We start from the raw sequence: 21,535 nt of genomic DNA on the forward strand, positions 1-21,535 counted from the left end.
GCCTTGTCGACGCGCGCCCTACTTCCCGAGCATCAGCGTGTCGCCGACCCGCCGCACCTCCGCGACCCCGGTGCCGCCGAAGTGCGCCGGAATCACCAACTCTCCCTCGTCGGCGGCCCGTTCGAGAATGCGCCGCCGTCTCCTCGCGGCCTGCCGGGGATCGAGGCAGAAGCAGCTGCTGCACTCCGGATACGCGATCTGCACGGGGCTGTGCAGCAGGTCCCCGACGAACACGGCCCGTTCACCGCCGGAGGCGACCCGGAGGACCGACGAACCCGGGGTGTGCCCCGGCGCGGACTCCAACGTCAGGTGCTCGTCGACGCGGTACGTGCCGTCCCACAGGGTGGCCAACCCGGCGCGGTGCAGCGGCGCGACGCTGTCCTCGTAGATCAGCCGGTCGTCGGGCCGTACCGCGCCGCCGTAGTTGTTCGCGGGCCCGAAGTGGAAGTCGTCGGCGGCGGGCAGGAGATAGCGCGCGCCGGGGAACAGCGGCACCCAACTCCCGTCCACGTCATGGGTGTTCCAGCCGACGTGGTCGCCGTGGATGTGCGTGTTGACGACGATGTCGACGTCCTCCGGCCGCACCCCGGCCCGTGCCAGCCGCCCCGGGAGGTCGCCCCGGCTCATGTGGAAGAGCGGGTTGCCGGGCCGTTCCCGGCCGTTGCCGACACCGGTGTCCACGAGCACGGTCAGCCCGGCGCTGCGCACCACCCAGGTCTGGAGCGCCACGACCGCGCGGTCGGTCTCGGGCTCCCAGTGGTCGGGGGCGAGCATGTCGCGGTTGTCCTCCCACACCTCGGGCGGCACGTCCGGGACGAGGGTGCGGGCGGGGGCGAAGGGCCGCGCCCACTCGACGACACGGACGACGTCGACGTCACCGATGGTCAGGGTCTGTGTGTTGTCCTCACTCATGAGAACAACAGTAGGGAGGCCAGTATGAGTGTCTCAATGCGTGAATGACTCATCTGGATACGCGGACAGCTCAGCCCTGCTGTCTCTGCCGTAACCTGATCCCATGGACGTGGTGAGCGACGCGATCTCCGCCGTGCGGACCGGGCGGCCTTCCTCCAACCGGCTGCGAGTGGGCGGCAGTTGGTGCACGCGGCTGGCGCCGTACGAAGGGGCCGGGTTCCATGTCGTGCTCGCGGGCGGGTGCTGGCTGGTGCCGGAGACGGGCGGGGAGCCGGTGACGCTGGGCGCGGGGGACGTCGTACTGCTGCCGCACGGGGTCGGGCATGTGCTGGCGGACTCGCCCGGGGACATCGCGCGGGCGGTGCCGTTCGAGCAGATGCGGCGGCCGGACGGGGGCGGCGACGGGCGGGAGGCCGAGCTGCTGTGCGGGAAGTACCGGCTGGACCGGAGCCGGACCCATCCGCTGATGGCGGAGCTGCCGGAGGTCGTCCACCTGCCGAACCGGGTCGGCCGCCATCCCGAACTCCGGTCGGCGGTGGATCTGTTGGCGAACGAGTTGGACGAACGGCGGCCGGGGGCGTGCCTGGCGCTGCCGAGTCTGCTGGACCTGTTGCTGATCTACATGGTGCGGGCGTGGATGTCCGAGGCGGAGACGGGGAGTTGGCCGTCGGTGCTGAACGACCCGGTGACCACGGCCGCGCTGCGCGCCCTGCACTCGGACCCGGCCGCGCCCTGGACCAACGACCGGCTGGCCGCCGCGGCGGGCGTGTCCCGGGCGACGCTGGCCCGCCGGTTCACCGCGCTCGTGGGGCGGGCGCCGATGGCGTATCTGACGTGGTGGCGGCTGACGTTGGCGGCGACACGGCTGCGCGACACGGACGACTCGCTGACGACGGTGGCCCGGGAGGCGGGCTACGGCAGCCCGTACGCCCTGTCGCACGCGTTCAGCCGGGAGTTCGGGGTGACGCCGGGCAAGTATCGGATGGGGGCGGGGAGTTCATAGCCCTGGGGCTTCGCCGTCAGGTTCGTCGGCGTACTCCTCCGCGAGCCGCAGCCCGAGATCGGACTCCCACTCCAGGGCCCACCGCCGCAGCTCCGCGATCTCGTCGGCGTCGAGCCCGTGCGCCGCGAACTCCTCGTCGCTGACCCACACGACACTCTCCAGGCGGTCCCGCAGACCGAAGAGGTCGAAGTGCGTGCCGTCGGCCTGGAGGCCCAACTGCTCCAGTTCGACGGCGGAGTAGTGGCGGCGGGCGGCGTACACGTCGATCACGTCGGCCGGCAGGCCGCGGTCGCCGAGCGCGCGCACGCTCATGACCGCGAGGTCGGCGGCCTCCGTACCGTCGCTCACAGCCTGTCGACGTCCAGGTTCGCGATCGCCGCCTTCGCCACCTCGCGGCCCCGGGCCGTGAAGTCGCCCTTGCCGGGGTAACTGACCGTGAGGCGGTACATGTTGCCCGAGGTGGTCTTGTAGTAGAGGATCTGGACCTCGCGGGGGCGGGGGTACTGGCTGTCGTCGGTCTTGTAGGTGAGCGTGTTCGTGGCGGCGGGCCTGCCCCGGTAGGTGCCGGTGGGCTTGGTGTCCGACTTCGGGTTCTCCGGCATGTCGAGGCTGGAGCTGCCGCTCTGCTTGAAGCCGCCGTTGTCGTCGTACATTTGGGCAGCGGCGGAGTCCTTGATCTCGCCGAGGGTGTCCTCGGACTTCTTCACGAGCGCCAGGCCGACCGAGATGCTCCCGCTCGGGTCGGTGTACGTGATCCAGTGGCCCTTGTCCGTCTTGCGGTCGGGGCCCCCGCGCTCGTAGGCGGCGGGGACGGCGAGCGTCGCCGCGACGTCCGTCTCGTGGTGCTTGCTCCAGCCGTCCGGGAGGGTCCGCGCTCCGGCGAACGGGTTCGCGATCAGCAGATACGCCGAAACCGCCGCCGCGACGACCAGCGCACCCGCCCCGAACCACGCCTTGCGGCCGAGGAGTCGCCTGCGTCCGGGGCCCTCGACGTAGCGGACCTCCTGCGTCGGCACCGGTGCCGGAGGGTTGGCCACCGCTTCGAGTACGGCACGCACCTGGGCCGCGTTCGGGCGGCTCGGGGCGTCCTTGGCGAGGAGGGCGGTGATGAGGTCGGCGAGTGGGCCCGGGGCCGAAGTCGGCGGCACGGGCGCGGAGTTGAGGACCGACTGGAGGGTGGCGGGGGTGTTGCTGCGGCGGAACGGGGAGACGCCCTCCGTCGCCGCGTACAGGACCACGCCGAGGGACCAGAGGTCGGACGCGGGGCCGGGGCGCTGGCCCAACACCCGTTCCGGGGCGATGTATTCGGGCGAGCCGACGAACCCGCCGGTGTCCGTCAGGTTGGTCTCGCCCTCGATCTGCGCGATGCCGAAGTCGGTCAGGACGACCCGGTCGTGGCGGCCCAGCAGGACGTTGTCCGGCTTCACGTCACGGTGCAGGACGCCCGCCGCGTGCGCCGCTTCGAGGGCTCCGAGCACCTGGAGGCCGATGCGGGCCGCGTCGCGCGCGTCGAGGGTGCCCTCCTGCAAGACGTCGCCCAGCGAGCGGCCGGTCACCAGCTCCATCACGATCCACGGCTGACCGTCGACGACGGCCACATCGTGCACGTTCACGACGGCCGGGTGATCGAGCCGGGCCGCCGCACGGGCCTCGCGACGCATCCGCTCGAACGCGTTCTCCCGTTCGCGTTCGGGAAGATGGTCCGGGACACGCGGCTCCTTCACCGCGACCTCGCGGTCCATCGTCTCGTCCTTGGCGCGCCACACCGTCCCCATACCGCCGTGCCCGAGCTTGCCCAGCAGCCGGTACCGGCCGGCTATGAGGCGTCCGGTGCGGGGGTCGGGCGCTTGGGCGGGCGCCTGGGCAGACGCCGAACTCGGCGTCGCGTAGGGGTTGTTCGGGTGCGGCACAGCCGCTGGCGCGGACGCGGGCATGGGTGCAGGCGCAGGAGCAGGCACAGCCGCGGACCTGGGCGAAGACCGGTCCCCGCGTGGATTCGGTGGTTGCAGAGCAAAGCTCGTCGGCTCGTCGGCTCCGTGTCGGGCTCCCCCGTTGCTGCTCATACGTCCATCCATATCGCGCCGGCCGCCGCCCTATCCACCTCTGATGCTTTCCGGTCACAGACCCGTGACCGAGTGCGCGGCTTATCGCCCGATACGTGCCCACGGCCTCACGCGCGGACGAAGGTGTCCAGCGCGACGTCGAAGTACTCCTTCGCCTCCCGCACCTTCCCGACCGGCGCGGACACCCACACGTCGTACAGGCGGCCGTTCTCCTCCCAGCACATGTCGTAGGTGTGCCGGGGCCCCTCCGCCGCGCTGAAGCCGTTCCAGGTGAACTCCCAGAGCGCGGCGGGGTGGCCGGAGTGCGTGGTGTCGGTGACCTTGCCGTCGTGGTATCCGGGGTTGGTGGAGGCCCCGTTGGCCGCCGCGCTCTTCATCACCGCGAGCGGGCCGCCCTGTTGGGGGTCGGACATCCTGATGCCGAGCCGGAATGTCTCCCCCGGCGACATATAGAAGATGCGCTCCCCCTGCGGCACCCGCGTGAAGTCCTCCGGCACGGCGAGGGAGAAGCCGTCGGGGTCGTCGGCGATGCGGTAACCGGAGGGCGCGGTGGGGGTGTTGGGCGTGCCGGCACTCGCCGAGGGCGTCCCGGAGGTGTTGCCCGGGGTCGAGGGCCTGGGCGACGGTGACGGCGTACCGGCGCTCGTGGACGTCAGCGGTGCCGAACTCGTGTGCGCCGAGGGCCCGTTGCCGTCGTCAACCCGCATCAGCAGCGCCACCGCCGACACCCCGGCCCCTGCCGTCGCCGCGACCAGCAACGCGGCCACCAGCACCCCGCGCGTGGAGCGCCGGGAGGTCTGCCCGGCCGCATCGGGTGCGGGCGGCGAGGGGAGGGGGGCCGGGGACGGCACGGCGTCCCTTCGGGGAATGTCCCGTTGGGTCGGCGTGTACCCGGGCGTCGGCCTTCCCGCGTGGCCGGATGCCGCCCTGGGATGCCGCCCCGTCGACGCCCCCGCGGCCTTCGGCGTCCGCCCGGTGTCCAGGAACGCGCGCAGCATCCGCTCCGCCTCCGCCGCCCCGAGCCGCCGTTCCGGATCGCGTTCGAGCAGTCCCCGGACGACGGGCAGCAGGGGACGGGCCTGTTCCGGCGGGCGGATCTCGTCGACGACGACCGCGTGCAGGATGCCGCCCAACGAGTCGCGGCGGAACGGGGATTCACCGCTCAGCACCGTGCACAGCAGCGCGCCCAGCGACCACAGATCGGACTCCGGACCGGTCCGCACACCCGACATCCGCTCCGGCGCGGTGTACTCGGGCGAGCCGACGAACGCGCCGGTCTCGGTGAGCGTCGTCGCGCCCGCGACCTGCGCGATGCCGAAGTCGGTCAGCACGACCCGCTCCGGGCCGTCCTCGTCGGTGGCGGTCTGGAGCAGCACGTTGGCCGGTTTGATGTCCCGGTGCAGGACGCCCGCCGCATGCGCCGTGCGCAGCGCGCCGAGCAGGGCGACGCCGATGCGGGCGGCCTCGACCGCGTCGACCGGGCCGCGCGCGGAGATCCGCTCGGCGAGCGAGCCGCCGTCGACCAACTCCATGACGATGTACGGCCGTTCGTCCTGCTCGACGACGTCGTGGACGACGATGATGTGCGGGTGGCGCAGTTGCGCCACCGCCCGCGCCTCGCGCAGGGTGCGGTCGCGCTGCTGGCGGGCCTCCTCCTCGGAGAGGGAGTCGTCCTGGGCGATCTCCTTCACCGCGACCTGCCGGCCCAGGAGTTGGTCGGCCGCCCGCCACACGACGCCCATGCCGCCGCGCCCGAGCCGCTTCTCCAGTCGGTAACGCCCGGCAATGACGCGGGCGTTGTCCCCCTCGGTCCCCATGCGCACCATCATGACGCAAGCGGAAGCGGTCAGCCCGAGCCGGGACTCCAGCTCTGAAGGACCGACTTGAACCGCGCGCTGGTCGTCGCCCAGTCCGCGGCCGGCCCGGACATGTAGATCGCGAACTCGACGCCCTCACGGGACATGTACGTCTCCTCGATCGCGCGCCGCGGTCCCGGGAACGGCGTGTCCTTCGCCTGCGCGGTCCAGGAGTAGTCCCACAGGGAGCCAGGACGGTCGCGGTAGGTGTTCTCCTCCAGGGTCACCCGGTGGTAGTCGACCAGGCGCTGGAGCTGGACTTCCAGGTCGAGTTGGTGGGCGTTCGCGGTGGGGAAGTCCGGGGAGGTGTCGATGGCGATGCGGACGAAGTGCTTGCCGTTGTCGGGCGAGTAGTCGACCTGCTTGATGCCGCCGGAGTCGCCGTAGACCGTGCGCGTCCAGCCCTTGGGGAGGGATATGTCGAAGCCCCAAGGATCGTGGTAGACACGCCAGTTGGCCGGTCCCGAACCCTGCGGGCTCGGCGTGGCGCTCTGCGAGGCCGAGGAGCCCGGTGCGCTGCCCTGGTCCTGGTTCCGGCCCTGATGCCACTTCTGCAGCCCCAGCGCCGTACCGCCGCCGACGAGCGCGGCGACGACGACCACGAGGACGACCGAGCGCAGCCGGCGGCGCTTCGGCGAAGCGGCCGGCCCGGGAGGCGTGAGGGAGACGGGCGGGGTGTGCTGGTACGTGGCCCCGGTCGCCGACGGATACGGTGCCGCACCCCCGGTGGCCGGCGGATACGGCGTCCCGCCCGAGCCGACGTCCTCGGCGAACCCGCCCTGGCGCGAGCCCACTTGCTGCGTGGGCAGCCACTCCTCCGCCGAGCGCGGCCGTCGCCCCTCCGCCGCCTCCGCGAGCATCTGCTCGGCCTGGTCGGCGTCGGGGCGCAGGGCGGGGTCCTTGTTCAGGAGGGCGGTGATGACGGGGGCGAGGGCACCGGCGTAGCGGAGTTCGCCCGCGTCCTCCTCTACAACGGCCTGCATCGTGGAGAGCGGCGAGGTGCGGCGGAAGGGCGAGCGGCCCTCGACTGCCGTGTAGAGCGTGGCTCCCAGCGCCCACAGGTCGGAGGAGGGACCGGGGTCGGCGCCGCGGACGCGCTCGGGGGCGAGGTAGTCGACGGAGCCCACGACCTCTCCCGTGCGGGTGATGGTCGAGTCGCCCTCGATCTGCGCGATGCCGAAGTCGGTGAGCAGCACCCGTCCGTCCTGCCCGAGCAGCACGTTGCCCGGCTTGATGTCGCGGTGCAGGACACCGGCGGCGTGCGCGGCGCGCAGGGCGCGCAGCACCCACAGACCGATGCGCGCGGCCTCGGCGGGCTCGATACGGCCCTGCTCCTTCACCTCGTCGGCAAGGGAGTTGCCCTCGACCAGCTCCATGACGATCCACGGGCGGCCGTCGTGTTCGAGTACGTCGTGGACGGTGACGACGGCGGAGTGGTTGATCCGCGCGGCGGCGCGCGCCTCGGCACGGGTGCGCGCCAGCAGGCGTGGCTGGTCGCTCTCGGACACATAGAGCGCGGCCGTCAACTCCTTGATGGCGACGGTCCGGTGCAACACCTCGTCATGCGCCCGCCACACCCGGCCCATACCGCCGCTGCCGATCGACTCGGCCAGCCGATAGCGCCCCGCGAGGAGCAGGCCCTGCATCTGATTCACGTTTCCCCGCAATGCTCTTGACAGGCTCAGCGTAAGGACAGGCCCTCGTCCAGGGAACCAGCGGGGTACCACGGAGACCGCACTGTGACGGTTGTCGCTTCTGCGTCCGATCGGGAACCAACGGGCCCCGGCGCGCCGCCTCCGCGGGTCACCCGGTGTACTGATAGGTCGACGACGCCTGCTCGTACAGGCTTGTCACCTCGTCGCGTTGTGCCTCCGGGCCGCGGACCTGCACGATGTGGTAGCGGCCGTCGATGAGGAACGCCATGTTGCGTACGAAGAGGGCGCCGCCCTGGCTGTCCGTCCAGGTGAACTGGCCCTCGGCCATGGTCTTTCCGCCCACCGTGATGGTCCGCAGCCCGGTCGCGGTGGCCCAGCTGGAGCTGCGGTACGGCTGCAACTCGGCCTCCTTGTCCCGCTGGTAGACCATGGGGTCGCTGCCGTCGGCCGCCGCACTGTCCCGGCCCGCCACGACGATCAGCTCGAAGCCGTTGTGGGAGTAGACGACCTGGCCGCTGCCGTTCTTCGGCGTCCGGGTCCAGCCCTTCGCCACCGCGATCCGGAACCCTTCGGGGTCCTTGCGCAGCACGAAGCCGTCGGCCACGTTCGGGTCGGTCTGCGTCTCGGTCGAACTGGCCGACTTGGACGGGCTGTTGCCGCTGCCGGGCGAGGTCTGGTCGGGCTGCGGCTGACTGCTCGAACCGTCCGACGACCGGGTGGGCGCGGTACTGACCTCACCCGCCGCGCCGGTCCGATCGCCCTGCCCCGCACCGGTGTCCTCCCCGGACTTGGGCATGAAGAGCATGGCGTACGCGACCGCGCCGGCCAGCAGCAGGAAGACGAGGATCAGCAGCGTCCTGCCCAACCGCCGCGGTGAGCCGCCGACTTCGTCCTTGGCCCGCTTGTGCCGCCCGTGCGGACTGGTCGCGGGCAGCCCGGCCCGCCGCCTGCGCACCAACTCGCCGCGCCTGCGCACGATCGGCAGCCGCCGCGGGTCGGTCGGCGGGGTGGCGACGACATACGTACCGGCCTCGGGCTCGGGCGCCGAACGCACCAACGACCGCAGCCAGCCCCGCAGTTCCTCGAAGTCCAGCCGCTCCGTCGGGTCCTGCCGCAGCAACGACTCCACGACCGGCCGCAGCGGCCCGCACTCCTCGGCGAAGGCGGGCGGCTCCGCACACACCAGCTGCACCAGCTCCGCCGTCGCCTCCTCCGGATACGGCGCGTGCCCCTGCACGGCCCGGAAGAGCAGCGCCCCGAGCGCCCACAGATCGGTGGCGGGCCCGATCGGCGCGGCCAACTGCCAGTTCTCATGCACCGGCACGGCCTGCTCGGGCGCCCACCGCTCGGTGACCGGCCCTACGACCGTCATCCGCACCTGCCGGGCCCGCTCGGCGGCGAGCGCGGTGGCGGGTCCTCGGCGGACGGGAACACCTACGGCGGCGAGGTCGTCCCAACGGGCCGGTGGATGCGGCGAGTTACCGGGCACGGAGGCGGCATCGGGCGGCACCGGGCCTTCGAGGCCGGGGGTACGGGAGGTGCCCGCGGGCGGTGCGGGTACGGGGTGCTGGCCGGTGGCGGCTGTGAGGGCGCCGTAGGCCGTGGGGTCGGAAGTGTGGGGGCGGGGGGTGCCTCCGCCGTGGGCCGGGGCGTCCGCGCCGTGAGGGCGGGGTGCTCCGGGGTAGCCCGCTGGGGCTTCCGTGCCGTGAGGGCGAGGGGCTCCGGGGTAGCCCGCCGGGGCGTCCGCGCCGTAGGAACGGCCGTCCGTGCCGGGGAACGTGCCCGTTCCGCCCGGGGGCAGGGCACCGGCGGCGCCGCCCTCCCGAGGCGGGCGTGCCTGGTCGCCCTGCGGCACCGGGCCCTGCCCGGGGCGCCCCGGTCCCGACCCGAACGCGGACTGCGAACCTCCGCCGCCTTCCAGAGGCGGGAACGTCCGCTCGCCCTGCGCCGCCGAGCCGCCCTGCTCGCCGGTGCCGGGGCGCGGCGTCGCGCCGTGCCACGCGGTGTTGCGGACGCCGTAGGGGTCGGCTATCTGGCCCGGTGGGGTGGTGGGCGCCGGGTGTTGCACGCCGTTGCTTCCCGCGTACGGGAGTTGGGCCGCGCCGTTGGACTGGGCCGGGCCGTGTTCGCCCTCGGGGGCGGGGCGGGCGCCCGGGAGTGCCGGGCGGCCCTGCTGGGACTCCTGGACCCGCGCTGCGGCCCGGGCGCCCGCGCGGTACGCGGCGATCGCCCCGGCGCGCGCGGCCCGTACGTCACCGCCGCCGTCCGGCTCCCTGCGGGCGGGCACGGCGGGAGCACCGCTCGCTCCGGCGTTCTCCACGCCGACTCCGGGCAGCCCTCCGGCGGCCCGTGCCTCGATCGCGGCCCGCCGGGCGGCCTCGGGGTCCGCGCCGCCGGGGCCCACGGCGGCGGCCGAGCCACCGCCCGCGCCTCCGAAGCCGATCGCTCCGCCACCGGTCCCCCGCGAGCTACCGGGGACCGCAGGAACCATAGAACCGCCGGCAGTGGGGGAACCGGACCGCGTCGTGGAGCCGGCGGGGGCGATCGCGCCGCCCGGGGCCCTGGAGCCCGCGGGGATCGCGGCGTCGCCGTCCACACCGTCCTGGCCCGGCACCGGGTCGTAGCCGCACAGTGCCTCCTCCGCCGCGCCGACCGCGAGGCCGGTCAGCATGACGCGGCCGTCGTCGCAGACGAGCACCGTGCGGGCGGTGATGTTGCGGTGCACCCAGCCGTGCGCGTGCAGCACCCGCAGCGCCATCAGCACGTCGGAGGCGACCTCGGCCGCCCGGTACGGCGACAGCGGCTTCTCGGCGAGCAGCGCGGCGAGCGGCTGGGCGGAGACCAGTTCGCTCACTATCCACAGCGAACCGCCCTCGGCGAACACGTCGAAGACCTGGTCCAGCCGGGGATGGTCTGGAATCCGCGCCGCGGCCTGCGCGGCCTCGACCGCACGCCGTACGGCGGGGTCGGAGGGCCGCCGGGTCGCCGTCCGTGCCGCGGTCGGCCGCCGGGCCCCGCGGTCACGCGCCGTGAACCCGTCGGGCAGCCCGTCGTCGCCCAGCACCTCCGCCTCGACGACCTCGGGCAACGGCACCTGGCGCACCAGGACTTCCTGCCCGCTGTACGTGTCGAAGGCCGGGGTCTCGGTGAGTTCGTACTCGTCCGAGGGCGGCAGCGGCAGGCGGTAGCGGTCGGCGAGCACCCGACCCGCATAGTCGTCCACGTTGCCTCCCCCGGCCGCCCGGTTGGTCAATTCCGTTCGCCTTGCGGCCCGTTCCGTCCGCATACCTAGATGCGTACGGTCCGCAACCACTCACGATACGTGCCGCGGGCAACCCACAAAGAGGGGTTGACGGATCTGGCGCGCCAAACCCGCCCCACCCGCCTCACGACTTCGGCTGGAACGTCTTCGTCAGGGTCGTCCAGGTGTCCTTACGAAGCTCAGTACCCCAATTGGCAGCCTTCGCGGTGTACATGAGCGCATATCCGAGATGACTGTTGACGACGAACCCGCGGTCGATGGTGCGGTACTTCGTCCCACCGTCCTGATAGGTGAACTCCCAGTCGGCCGCGTTCCAGCCCCGGTAGTCCACCTTTTCTATTCGGATCTTCGAGTACCCGGAGCGCGTCATGTACTGCTCCTGGTTCTTCCAGTCCGCGACCGCGTCGCTCTTCGGCGTACTGGTCCAGGCGATCAGCAGCTTCTGCCCGTCGGGGCCGGCCAGCCGGACCCCGGCGGAGTCCGTCGACTGGTACGACCACCCTGCGGGCAGGCCGATCGAGAAACCCTGGCTCGCCTTGTACGTCTTCACGACCGCGGCGCCGTCCGAGGAACCCTTCGTCTCGTCGCCGGACCCACTGGACGCGCCCGTGCCCGAACTCGCCGTGTTCTCCCCGGCACTTGCCGTCGCCGAGGAGTCGCTGCTCGTGCCGCCCGTGCTCTTGGTGTCGCCGTCGTCCTTCTTCTCGTCCGCGCTCGTACTCGCGCTCGCGCTGACACCGCCCCCGGCCTTGGCTCCGCCGTTGTCCTTCGACCCCTTGGAGCCGCTGTCGTCTCCGCCGCCGAGCGTCAGCGCCAGCACAGCACCGATCACCGCGAGCGCGATCACGACCGCGATGATCACCAGCGTGCGCTTCGGCACCACGTCCGTCAGCGGCGCCCTCGGCACCGGCCGCGGCGGCAGATCCGGCGGCGTCATCACGGGCCAGCCGGAACTCCGCCCGCCCGCACCCGAGTTGTCCCCACGCGCACTGACCTCACGGGTCGCGCTCAGACCCTTGGTACCGGCATCACCGAGACCCGGCTCCCGCAGCCCCGACGACTGCACACCCGAAGCCCGCGTCCCGGAGTCACGCGAACCCGGGTCACGAGTCCCCGAGTCACGCGAACCGGCGTCGCGCGTACCGGAGTCCGCCGCACCGCCCTTCGCCGCCGAGCCGGCCGCAGCACCGGCGCCCGCGCCGGCCGCAGTTCCCGCACCGGCCGACGCCCCGGAACGCGTCCCCGCACCGCCAGCGCTTCCGGACCGAGCCGAAGGAACCCCGGGCGTACCGGACTTGGCGTCCGGAGACCCTGAACCGCTGTCAGCAGCAGCGCCCTTCGCCCCGCCGGAGCCACCCTTGCCCGAAGCACCGGCTCCGGCAGCAGCGGCACCAGAACCCGCACCCTCCCCGGAGTCACCCGGCTTACCGGGAGCGGAAGTTGAAGCCCCACTGGAAGCCCCGCCAGTTGTCGCACCGGCGGTCGCACCGGAAGCCCCACGAGAAGCCCCGGCGGACGGAGCCGCACCGGCCCCCGCCTTCGTGCCCGAACCCGCACCGGAACCCGCACCGGAACCCGTCGCCGACCCCGCAGCCGCCCCGGCCCCGGCCGCGGCCGATCCCCCGGCCGCCTTCCGCATGGACCGCAACGCCCCGCGCAACCGCTCGGCTCCCGCCGAAGCTCCCGAACCCCCGCTGCCGCCGCCGCTCTTCTTGCCACCGGTCTCCGCGGGCCCCGGCTGCGCCGGCAACGGCACGACCCGGGTCGCGTCCAGCGCCGGCTCCGGCTCGGCCGGCTTCGGCTCGGGCGCGTGGATCACCGCGGTGAGCATCGCCCGGGCACCCGCGTCGTCGAGACGCTGCGCCGGGTCCTTGTTCAGCAGGCCGTAGATGACGTCCTTCAACGGCCCGGCGTGCTTCGGCTCCTCCAACGGCTCGGTCATCACCGCGGTGAGCGTGGCGATCGCCGAACCCTTGTCGTACGGCGGTGCGCCCTCGACCGCCGCGTACAGCAACCCGCCGAGCGACCACAGGTCGGCCGCCGGTCCCGGCTTGTGCCCGCGGGCCCGCTCCGGGGAGATGTAGGAGGGCGCGCCGACGAGCATGCCGGTGGAGGTGATCGACGGGTCGCCCTCGACCTGCGCGATACCGAAGTCGGTGAGCACGACCCGGCCGTCCTCGGCGATCAGCACGTTCGACGGCTTCACGTCGCGGTGCAGGATGCCCTCGCGGTGCGCGGACCGCAGGACGTCGAGTATCGCGAGCCCGACCTCCGCGGCGCGCCGCGGCTTGAGCAGACCGTCCTCACGGATGGCCTCGGCGAGGGACTTGCCCTCGACCAGCTCCATGACGATCCATGGCCGGTCGTCCTCGTCGACGACGTCATAGACCGTCACCGCACTGGTGTTGCGGATGCGCGCGATGGCCTTCGCCTCGCGCAGCGTCCGTGTGATGAGCCGCCGCTTCTCGTCCTCGTCGATGCTGGACGGGAACCTCAGCTCCTTGACGGCGACCGTCCGGCCCAGGGTTTCGTCCTCGGCACGCCACACCGTGCCCATGCCTCCGCGGCCGAGCACTTCTCCCAACCGGTACCGCCCGGCGAGAAGACGCTCGTTCTTGTCCCGACGAGTGTCCTGACGGGATGTCCCCGCCCGCTCCGCCTCCGACATGCGTCCCCTCATGCAACCCGCCCTGACAGAGCCTCCATTGTCCCCCACCGAACAAGTGCCCAACGCCCAGGGTGCCTCTCCTCGCGCACTCCGGGCACATCCCGTCGGGTATCCGCCGCAGGTCACACAGCCAAGTCCGGCAGGATGACCGCTGAGAACGGAGGACCGCGATGCCCACACCTCGGACACTGCTGGCCCTTCCGATCTCCCTGGCCTTCCTCTGCCTGTCCACGGCCGCCTCCCAGGCCGGCCCGGCCCCGGACACGAACGCCCTGGTCAGACTGCTGGTCACCCGGGGAGGAGCCCCCGCGGCGGCGCTACTGGCCCAGGACAGCACGGGCCTTGGCGTCACCCCGGCCGGAACGGACGACGAGCGGGCCGCGAGGGACTACGCCCCCGAGACGGAGGCGTACGCCCGGTCGGGGACCGGCATCAGCCGCGCCGACCATTTCCGCGCGGGCAGCATCACGAAGACCTTCATCGCGACCGTGGTCCTCCAACTCGCCGCCGAACACAGGCTGTCCCTGTCCGACACGGTCGAGCAGCACCTCCCGGGTCTGGTACACGGAGCGGGCAACGACGGGCGCGCGCTGACCCTCCGTTCCCTGCTCACCCACACCAGCGGTCTGTACGACTTCACCGCGGACACCGGGGGCACCGTCCCCGTCTCCCCAACTCAGGCCGTCCGTACAGCAGTCACCCACCCTCCGGCCGATCGAGGCCGCTTCTCCTACTCGAACACCAACTACGTGCTGCTCGGCCTGGTGATCCGACAGGTCACCGGCGACTCGTACGCCACCGAGGCCGAGCGCCGCATCATCGCTCCGCTGCGTCTGACGGGCACCTCCTTCCCGGGCTCCCGCACCACACTTCCCTCGCCGCACGGCCGGGCCTACGCCGCCGACGGCTCCGACGTCACCGATCTCGACCCGCGGGTGGCCGGGGCCGCGGGCGAGCTGGTGACCACGCTCGCCGACCTGGACCGCTTCTACTCGGCCCTGCTCGGTGGGCAGTTGCTGCCCCCGCGCTGGCTGCGCGAGATGCTCGACACCCGCACCGCACACGGCTCGTACGGCATGGGGCTTTTTCCGGTGAAGCTGCCGTGCGGCATCACGGTGTGGGGGCACAACGGCCGGATCTCCGGCAGCTACGTGCGCACCGCAGCCACCCTCGACGGCCGTCGTGTCCTCACCTTCCGCGTGAACACGAGCGAGATCGCAGACCCCGGCCTCGAACCGGCCCTGCTCGCCGCTGAGTTCTGCCCCCGCACCTCGTAGAACGGCCGGGTTCCGGACAAAGATCCCAACTCATGACACTCGTTCGAGTGAAGCCGGCCCTGAGCCGGGCCGGCCGCACCCCGCGTCGTCACAGCGACGGCGCCGCAGCGGCGTCGCCACAGCAGCGGCGCAGACCGCGAGGGCGCATACCGCGGCGGCGCACACCGCGACGGGACTACAGCGGCGCGATGTCCGGCGCCCCCAGCCGCGCCGCGTCCGCCGTCAGGTCGTCCGGCTGGAGCTGGGACTCCCGCTCGGCCTCCACCCGCTTCTCGTAGTGCTCGACCTCGCGCTCGACCTGGTCCTTGTCCCAGCCGAGCACCGGTGCCATCAGCTCGGCGGCCTCACGGGCGCTGCGCGTACCCCGGTCGAAGGTCTCGATCGAGATGCGAGTGCGGCGGGTGAGGACGTCGTCGAGGTGGCGGGCGCCCTCGTGCGAGGCTGCGTAGACGACCTCGGCGCGCAGATAGTCGTCGGCCGCCTGGAGGGGTTCGCCGAGGGTGGGGTCCTTCTCGATGAGTTCGAGGACCTCCTCGGCCATCGAGCCGAAACGGTTCAACAGGTGCTCCACGCGCACCACATGGATGCCGGTCTTGGTGGCGATGCGGGCCCGCGCGTTCCACAGCGCCCGGTATCCCTCGGCGCCCAGCAGCGGCACGTCCTCGGTGACGCACTCCGCGACCCGCATGTCGAGTCCGTGCACCGCCTCGTCCACGGCGTCCTTGGCCATCACTCGGTACGTCGTGTACTTGCCGCCCGCCACGACGACGAGCCCCGGCACCGGGTGCGCGACGGTGTGCTCGCGCGACAGCTTGCTGGTGGCGTCGGACTCGCCGGCCAGCAGCGGGCGCAGTCCCGCGTACACACCCTGGACGTCGTCTCTGGTCAGCGGTACCGCGAGCACCGAGTTGACGTGTTCGAGGAGGTAGTCGATGTCGGCGCTGGACGCGGCCGGGTGGGCCTTGTCGAGGTCCCAGTCGGTGTCGGTGGTGCCGACGATCCAGTGCCGGCCCCACGGGATGACGAACAGGACGGACTTCTCGGTGCGCAGGATCAGCCCGCTGGTGGAGTTGATGCGGTCCTTGGGGACGACCAGGTGGATGCCCTTGGAGGCCCGGACGTGGAACTGGCCGCGCTCGCCGACCATCGCCTGGGTGTCGTCGGTCCACACCCCCGTCGCGTTCACGATCTGCTTGGCGCGGATCTCGTACTCGCCGCCCGCCTCGACGTCCTGCACCCGGGCGCCGACCACGCGCTCGCCCTCGCGCAGGAAACCGGTCACCCGCGCGCGGTTGGCGACTTTCGCGCCGTAGGACGAGGCCGTGCGCACCAGGGTGGCCACATAGCGGGCGTCGTCCATCTGCGCGTCGTAGTACTGCAACGCGCCGACCAGGGCGTCCTTCTTCAGGGCGGGTGCCACGCGCAGGGCGTGCCGGCGGCTCAGGTGGCGGTGTGTGGGCAGGCCCCGGCCGTGGGCGCGGGCCATGGACATCGCGTCGTAGAGCGCGACGCCCGAACCGGCGTACAGCCGCTCCCAGCCCTTGTGCTGGAGGGGGTACAGGAACGGCACCGGCTTCACCAGGTGCGGGGCCAGGCGCTCCAGCAGCAGTCCGCGTTCCTTGAGGGCCTCCCGGACGAGGGCGAAGTCGAGCATCTCCAGATAGCGCAGTCCTCCGTGGATGAGCTTGCTCGACCTGCTCGACGTGCCGGACGCCCAGTCCCGCGCCTCGACCAGTCCCGTGGACAGGCCGCGCGTCACGGCGTCCAGGGCGGTGCCCGCGCCGACCACGCCTCCGCCCACCACGAGCACATCCAGTTCGCGCTCGGCCATTCCCGCCAGTGCCTCGGCTCGCTGCGCCGGACCCAGTGTCGCTGTCCTCACCGCTGCCTCCCGCTATCGGTAGCGCCGGCCGCACCCGTTCGGCGAAGCCCGGTTCGTTTCCCTCCTGCCCAAATTCTGACCGGGTTGCCCGACTTCAGCCACCACTCGCCCCCAGCCTGTGGACAACAATCACGGGACTGCCGAGAAACACAGCCGTCCAATCCCGCATAACGGTCATATTTACTCCTAGTCTGACATTGCGCTCGCCCGTTCTGTCCACAGGGCTTGCGCACCTGTCCCGCTTCGGTTACTGGGAAGGACGGCCCACGCCATGCCCGCAGATCTCGCCGTCATCGGACTCGGTCCTCTCGGCCTGCCCCTGGCCCAGGCCGCTGTCGCCGCCGGTATCGCCACGGCCGGCTTCAAGACCGGTCCTGAGGCCGGCTCCCTCAGCCCCGCAGAACTGCGCCGGATGCTCTCGGGGGGCTTCCGGCCGGCCACCAACCCCGCCGAGCTCGGCCGCGTACGCACCGCCGTGATCTGCGCCCCGACGCCCCGGGACGCCGACGGCGGCCTCGACCTCAGCCAGGTGGAGACGGCCGCCCGCGCCCTCGCGGCCCACCTGCGTCCGCACACCACGGTGATCCTGGAGTCAGCGGTGCACCCCGGCACCACCGAAACCTTCCTGCGCCCCCTCCTCGAAGAGGGGTCAGGCCTGCGCGCGGGACGCGACTTCCACCTCGCCTACTCCCCCAGCCGCATCGACCCCGGCAACCGCGACTTCACCCCGGCCAACACCCCGAAGGTGATCGGCGGCCTCACCCCGGCCTGCACCGAGTCGGCCGCCGCCTTCTACGGCCGCCTCACCGACAAGGTGGTACGCGCGCGTGGCCTGCGCGAAGCCGAGACCGTGCAGCTCCTGGAGACCAACTTCCGGCACGTCAACATCGCCCTCGTCAACGAAATGGCCGTCCTGTGCCACGACTTGGGCGTCGACCTCTGGGACGTCATCCGCTGCGCGGAGACCAAGCCGTTCGGCTACCAGGCGTTCCGCCCCGGCCCCGGCGTCGGCGGCCACGCCGTCCCCCAGGACCTCACCGGCCACGGCGCGCGCCCCCTGCGCATGGTCGAACTCGCCCAGCAGGTCAACAACCAGATGCCCCGCTACGTCATCCAGCGCGCCGCCACGCTCCTCAATGAGCACGGCAAGTCCGCGCGCGGGGCCCGCGTCCTGCTCCTCGGCGTCACCTACAAGGCCGACCTCGCCGACCAACAGGGCACCCCCGCCCAGGAGATCGCGATCCGCCTGATGGAACTCGGCGCCTCCGTCAGCTACCACGACCCGCACATCCCGTCCTGGAGCGTCCTCGACCGCCCGGTCCCCCGCGCGGACTCCCTCTACGAGGCCGCGGCCGACGCGGACCTGACCATCCTGCTCCAGCAGCACCGGACCTACGACCTCCAGGGCCTGTCCGTCAAGGCCCAGCTGCTGCTGGACACGCGGGGGGCCACGCCTACGGGGGCGGCGCATCGGTTGTGAAAGGGGGCGCGCGGGGCGGGTGAGCCTCGGGGGTCGGTGGCGGGCGACTCGCGGCGCCGGTACCGTGAGAAACAGGTGGAGCCCACCGCAGCGGGTACTGCGGTGAGCTCCTGAAAAGTGAACGGAGTGTCCACCCCTATTGTGTCTAGGGGTGGCCGCTCACTTTCCGCCGTGAATCCACAAGATCCACCTCCTCCGTTGCTTCACCATCCGAAGACGGATCCGGTCCCAGCGGGTGGGCTTGCGGTGGCGACCCATGGGCGCCCCCTTCCACGAGGCCGCCCATTAGCCCGGTGGGCGGTTCGTCTGGAATTCGGGCCGGGCCCCGAGAGCCCGGGTCCGGAACGATTTCCGTGGAAGGGGGCACCCCGCACAACTGGGGCGCCACTCACGGACGTTACCGCTTCGACACGCCCCACCAGCGAACTTTCGCCCCGAACGCAACCGTGCGCCCCCTCGCTCCAACACACGCCCCACCAGCCCCACTTGGGCACACGAAAGGGCCCGGACCACCCAGGTCCGGGCCCTTTGAAGCGTCGTAGGACCGCCTCCGCCTACCGCTTGTGCTGGGAGTCGGCCACCGTGACCTCGACGCGCTGGAACTCCTTCAGCTCGCTGTACCCGGTCGTCGCCATCGCGCGGCGCAGCGCGCCGAAGATGTTCATGGAGCCGTCGGGGATGTGGGACGGGCCGGCGAGGATCTCCTCGATCGTGCCGACCGTGCCGAGGTCGACCTTCTTGCCGCGCGGCAGCTCCTCGTTGACCGCTTCCATGCCCCAGTGGTGGCCCTTGCCGGGCGCGTCCGTGGCGCGGGCGAGCGGGGAGCCCATCATGACCGCGTCCGCGCCGCAGGCGATCGCCTTGGGGAGGTCGCCGGACCAGCCGACGCCGCCGTCGGCGATGACGTGCACGTACCGGCCGCCGGACTCGTCCATGTAGTCGCGGCGGGCGGCGGCCACGTCGGCGACCGCGGTGGCCATCGGGACCTGGATGCCCAGCACGTTGCGCGTGGTGTGCGCCGCGCCGCCGCCGAAGCCGACGAGGACGCCGGCCGCGCCGGTGCGCATGAGGTGCAGGGCCGCGGTGTACGTGGCGCAGCCGCCGACGATGACCGGGACGTCCAGCTCGTAGATGAACTGCTTCAGGTTCAGCGGCTCGTGCGAACCGGACACGTGCTCCGCGGAGACCGTCGTACCGCGGATGACGAAGATGTCCACGCCCGCGTCGACGACGGCCTTGGAGAACTGGGCCGTGCGCTGCGGGGAGAGCGCGGCGGCGGTGACCACGCCCGAGTCGCGCACCTCCTTGATGCGCTGCCCGATCAGCTCCTCCTTGATGGGAGCCGCGTAGATCTCCTGGAGGCGGCGGGTCGCGGCGTCCACGTCGAGGCCGGTGATCTCGTCGAGCAGCGGCTGCGGGTCCTCGTACCGCGTCCAGAGGCCTTCGAGGTTCAGCACGCCGAGGCCGCCGAGCTCGCCGATGCGGATCGCGGTGGCCGGGGAGACGACCGAGTCCATGGGGGCGGCCAGGAAGGGCAGCTCGAAGCGGTAGGCGTCGATCTGCCAGGCGATCGAGACCTCCTTCGGGTCCCGCGTACGGCGGCTGGGGACGACGGCGATGTCGTCGAAGGCGTACGCCCGGCGGCCGCGCTTGCCGCGCCCGATCTCGATCTCAGTCACGTCTGTGGCCTTTCCTCTGCGTTTCAGCGTCTTCCAGTATCGCCGACGGACACGGCAAGGGCGGCCCCGGTGTCCCCGGGGCCGCCCTTGAGGAAGCCTGCCGACTACTTGCTGCGGCTGTAGTTCGGTGCCTCGACCGTCATCTGGATGTCGTGCGGGTGGCTCTCCTTGAGGCCCGCGGACGTGATGCGGACGAAACGGCCCTTGGTCTCCATCTCCTCGATGGTGGCCGCGCCGACATAGCCCATGGTCTGGCGCAGCCCGCCGACGAGCTGGTGCAGCACGTTGGCCAGCGGGCCGCGGTAGGGCACCTGGCCCTCGATGCCCTCGGGCACGAGCTTGTCGTCGGAGGCGACCTCGGCCTGGAAGTAGCGGTCCTTGGAGTACGACCGGGCCTGGCCGCGGGACTGCATCGCGCCGAGCGAGCCCATGCCGCGGTACGACTTGAACTGCTTGCCGTTGATGAACTGCAACTCGCCCGGGGACTCCTCGCAGCCCGCGAGGAGGCTGCCGAGCATCACCGTGTCGGCGCCGGCGGCGAGGGCCTTGCCGATGTCGCCGGAGTACTGGAGGCCGCCGTCGCCGATGAGCGGGACGCCGGCCGCGCGGGCGGCGAGGGACGCTTCGTAGATCGCGGTGACCTGCGGCACGCCGATGCCGGCGACGACCCGGGTCGTACAGATCGAGCCGGGGCCCACGCCGACCTTGATGCCGTCGACACCGGCGTCGACCAGGGCCTGGGCGCCGTCGCGGGTGGCGACGTTGCCGCCGATCACGTCGACGCCGACGCTCGACTTGATCTTCGCCATCCAGTTGAGGGCGTTGCTGTTGTGGCCGTGCGAGGTGTCGACGACCAGGAAGTCCACGCCGGCCTCGGCGAGGGCCTGGGCGCGCTCCAGGGCCTCGGGGCTGGCGCCGACGGCGGCACCGACGATCAGGCGGCCCTCGGCGTCCTTGGCGGCGTTCGGGTACTGCTCGGCCTTGACGAAGTCCTTGACCGTGATGAGGCCCTTGAGGATGCCGGCCTCGTCGACGAGGGGCAGCTTCTCGATCTTGTGGCGGCGCAGCAGCTGCATGGCGTCGGCGCCGGAGATGCCGACCTTGCCGGTGACCAGGGGCATCGGGGTCATGACCTCGCGCACCTGACGGGAGCGGTCGGTCTCGAAGGCCATGTCACGGTTGGTGACGATGCCGAGGAGCTTGCCGTTGCCGTCGGTCACCGGGACGCCGCTGATGCGGAACTTGGCGCACAGGGCGTCGGCCTCGCCGAGCGTGGCGTCCGGGTGGACGGTGATCGGGTCGGTGACCATGCCGGACTCGGAGCGCTTCACGAGGTCGACCTGGTTGACCTGGTCCTCGACGGACAGGTTGCGGTGCAGGACGCCGACACCGCCCTGGCGGGCCATCGCGATCGCCATCCGGGACTCGGTCACCTTGTCCATCGCCGCGGACAGCAGCGGGATGTTGACGCGGACGTTGCGCGAGATGCGGGACGAGGTGTCGACCGCGTTCGGGAGCACGTCGGACGCGCCCGGCAGCAGCAGCACGTCGTCGTAGGTCAGCCCTAGTGTCGCGAATTTGGCGGGCACTCCGTCGACGTTGGCAGTCATGACACCTTCCCCAAATGGCCTTGATCGGTGCGGATGTCCATGCTAACGGGAAGCGCGGTCACCAAATTCCACGATTCCACGGCTACGGCCCGCTCCGGGCTTCGTATGTTCGTACGTACGCCGTCGGCCTGCTGTTCACGGCAGGCACCCCGGGGTGAGGGCTCCACCGCCCAGGGCGGTGCCCGTAG

The 21,535-nt window shown here is 72.0% G+C and carries 13 protein-coding genes; 3 read left to right on the top strand and 10 right to left on the bottom strand.

Annotation, left to right across the window (positions count from 1 at the left end):
- Positions 1–18: 18 nt before the first annotated feature.
- The gene (locus ACIRB1_RS12165) at positions 19–912 is read right to left on the bottom strand and encodes an MBL fold metallo-hydrolase (protein ID WP_403465465.1); all 894 of its coding nucleotides are present in this window, start codon (positions 910–912) and stop codon (positions 19–21) included.
- 103 nt (positions 913–1,015) lie between these two features.
- Between ACIRB1_RS12165 and ACIRB1_RS12170 the strand changes: the two genes are divergently transcribed.
- Positions 1,016–1,915 carry an AraC family transcriptional regulator gene (locus tag ACIRB1_RS12170; RefSeq protein WP_403465466.1) on the top strand — a complete coding sequence of 300 codons (900 nt, stop codon included), beginning with the start codon at positions 1,016–1,018 and terminating at the stop codon, positions 1,913–1,915.
- On the opposite strand, the gene ACIRB1_RS12175 is transcribed toward ACIRB1_RS12170, so the two are convergent.
- The 6 genes from ACIRB1_RS12175 to ACIRB1_RS12200 form a co-directional block, all read right to left on the bottom strand.
- Positions 1,910–2,263 (bottom strand): hypothetical protein, encoded by a 354-nt coding sequence (locus tag ACIRB1_RS12175; RefSeq protein WP_403465467.1) that lies wholly within the window; start codon positions 2,261–2,263, stop codon positions 1,910–1,912. The genes ACIRB1_RS12170 and ACIRB1_RS12175 overlap by 6 nt on opposite strands.
- The gene (locus ACIRB1_RS12180; RefSeq protein ID WP_403465468.1) at positions 2,260–3,978 is read right to left on the bottom strand and encodes a serine/threonine-protein kinase; all 1,719 of its coding nucleotides are present in this window, start codon (positions 3,976–3,978) and stop codon (positions 2,260–2,262) included. Before ACIRB1_RS12180 ends, ACIRB1_RS12175 begins: the two co-directional genes overlap by 4 nt.
- A 107-nt stretch (positions 3,979–4,085) precedes the next feature.
- Entirely contained in the window at positions 4,086–5,795 is a 1,710-nt protein-coding gene (locus ACIRB1_RS12185; RefSeq protein WP_403465469.1) for a serine/threonine-protein kinase, read from the bottom strand.
- Positions 5,796–5,824: 29 nt separating this feature from the next.
- Positions 5,825–7,480 carry a protein kinase gene (locus ACIRB1_RS12190; protein ID WP_403465781.1) on the bottom strand — a complete coding sequence of 552 codons (1,656 nt, stop codon included), beginning with the start codon at positions 7,478–7,480 and terminating at the stop codon, positions 5,825–5,827.
- 157 nt (positions 7,481–7,637) lie between these two features.
- On the bottom strand, positions 7,638–10,712 hold the full coding sequence (locus ACIRB1_RS12195) for a protein kinase (protein WP_403465470.1): 3,075 nt from the start codon (positions 10,710–10,712) through the stop codon (positions 7,638–7,640).
- 163 nt (positions 10,713–10,875) lie between these two features.
- Positions 10,876–13,419, bottom strand: a complete 2,544-nt coding sequence (locus tag ACIRB1_RS12200; RefSeq protein WP_403465471.1) for a serine/threonine-protein kinase — start codon at positions 13,417–13,419, stop codon at positions 10,876–10,878.
- 170 nt (positions 13,420–13,589) lie between these two features.
- Between ACIRB1_RS12200 and ACIRB1_RS12205 the strand changes: the two genes are divergently transcribed.
- Entirely contained in the window at positions 13,590–14,696 is a 1,107-nt protein-coding gene (locus tag ACIRB1_RS12205) for a serine hydrolase domain-containing protein (RefSeq protein ID WP_403465472.1), read from the top strand.
- Between the two features lie 175 nt (positions 14,697–14,871).
- Here the strand turns inward: ACIRB1_RS12205 and ACIRB1_RS12210 are convergent, their stop codons facing one another.
- Entirely contained in the window at positions 14,872–16,578 is a 1,707-nt protein-coding gene (locus ACIRB1_RS12210; protein ID WP_352182017.1) for a glycerol-3-phosphate dehydrogenase/oxidase, read from the bottom strand.
- Between the two features lie 271 nt (positions 16,579–16,849).
- On the opposite strand from ACIRB1_RS12210, the gene ACIRB1_RS12215 reads away from it, so the two are divergent.
- Entirely contained in the window at positions 16,850–18,058 is a 1,209-nt protein-coding gene (locus tag ACIRB1_RS12215; protein WP_352182016.1) for a nucleotide sugar dehydrogenase, read from the top strand.
- A gap of 554 nt (positions 18,059–18,612) precedes the next feature.
- Here ACIRB1_RS12215 and ACIRB1_RS12220 read toward each other — a convergent pair.
- Positions 18,613–19,737, bottom strand: a complete 1,125-nt coding sequence (locus tag ACIRB1_RS12220) for a GuaB3 family IMP dehydrogenase-related protein (RefSeq protein ID WP_266771622.1) — start codon at positions 19,735–19,737, stop codon at positions 18,613–18,615.
- A gap of 104 nt (positions 19,738–19,841) precedes the next feature.
- A complete protein-coding gene (guaB, locus tag ACIRB1_RS12225; RefSeq protein WP_352182015.1) occupies positions 19,842–21,347 on the bottom strand; it encodes an IMP dehydrogenase in 1,506 nt (501 codons plus the stop codon).
- Between the last annotated feature and the right edge of the window lie 188 nt (positions 21,348–21,535).

Source organism: Streptomyces sp. NPDC096013, from assembly GCF_044763565.1.
Taxonomy (GTDB): domain Bacteria; phylum Actinomycetota; class Actinomycetes; order Streptomycetales; family Streptomycetaceae; genus Streptomyces.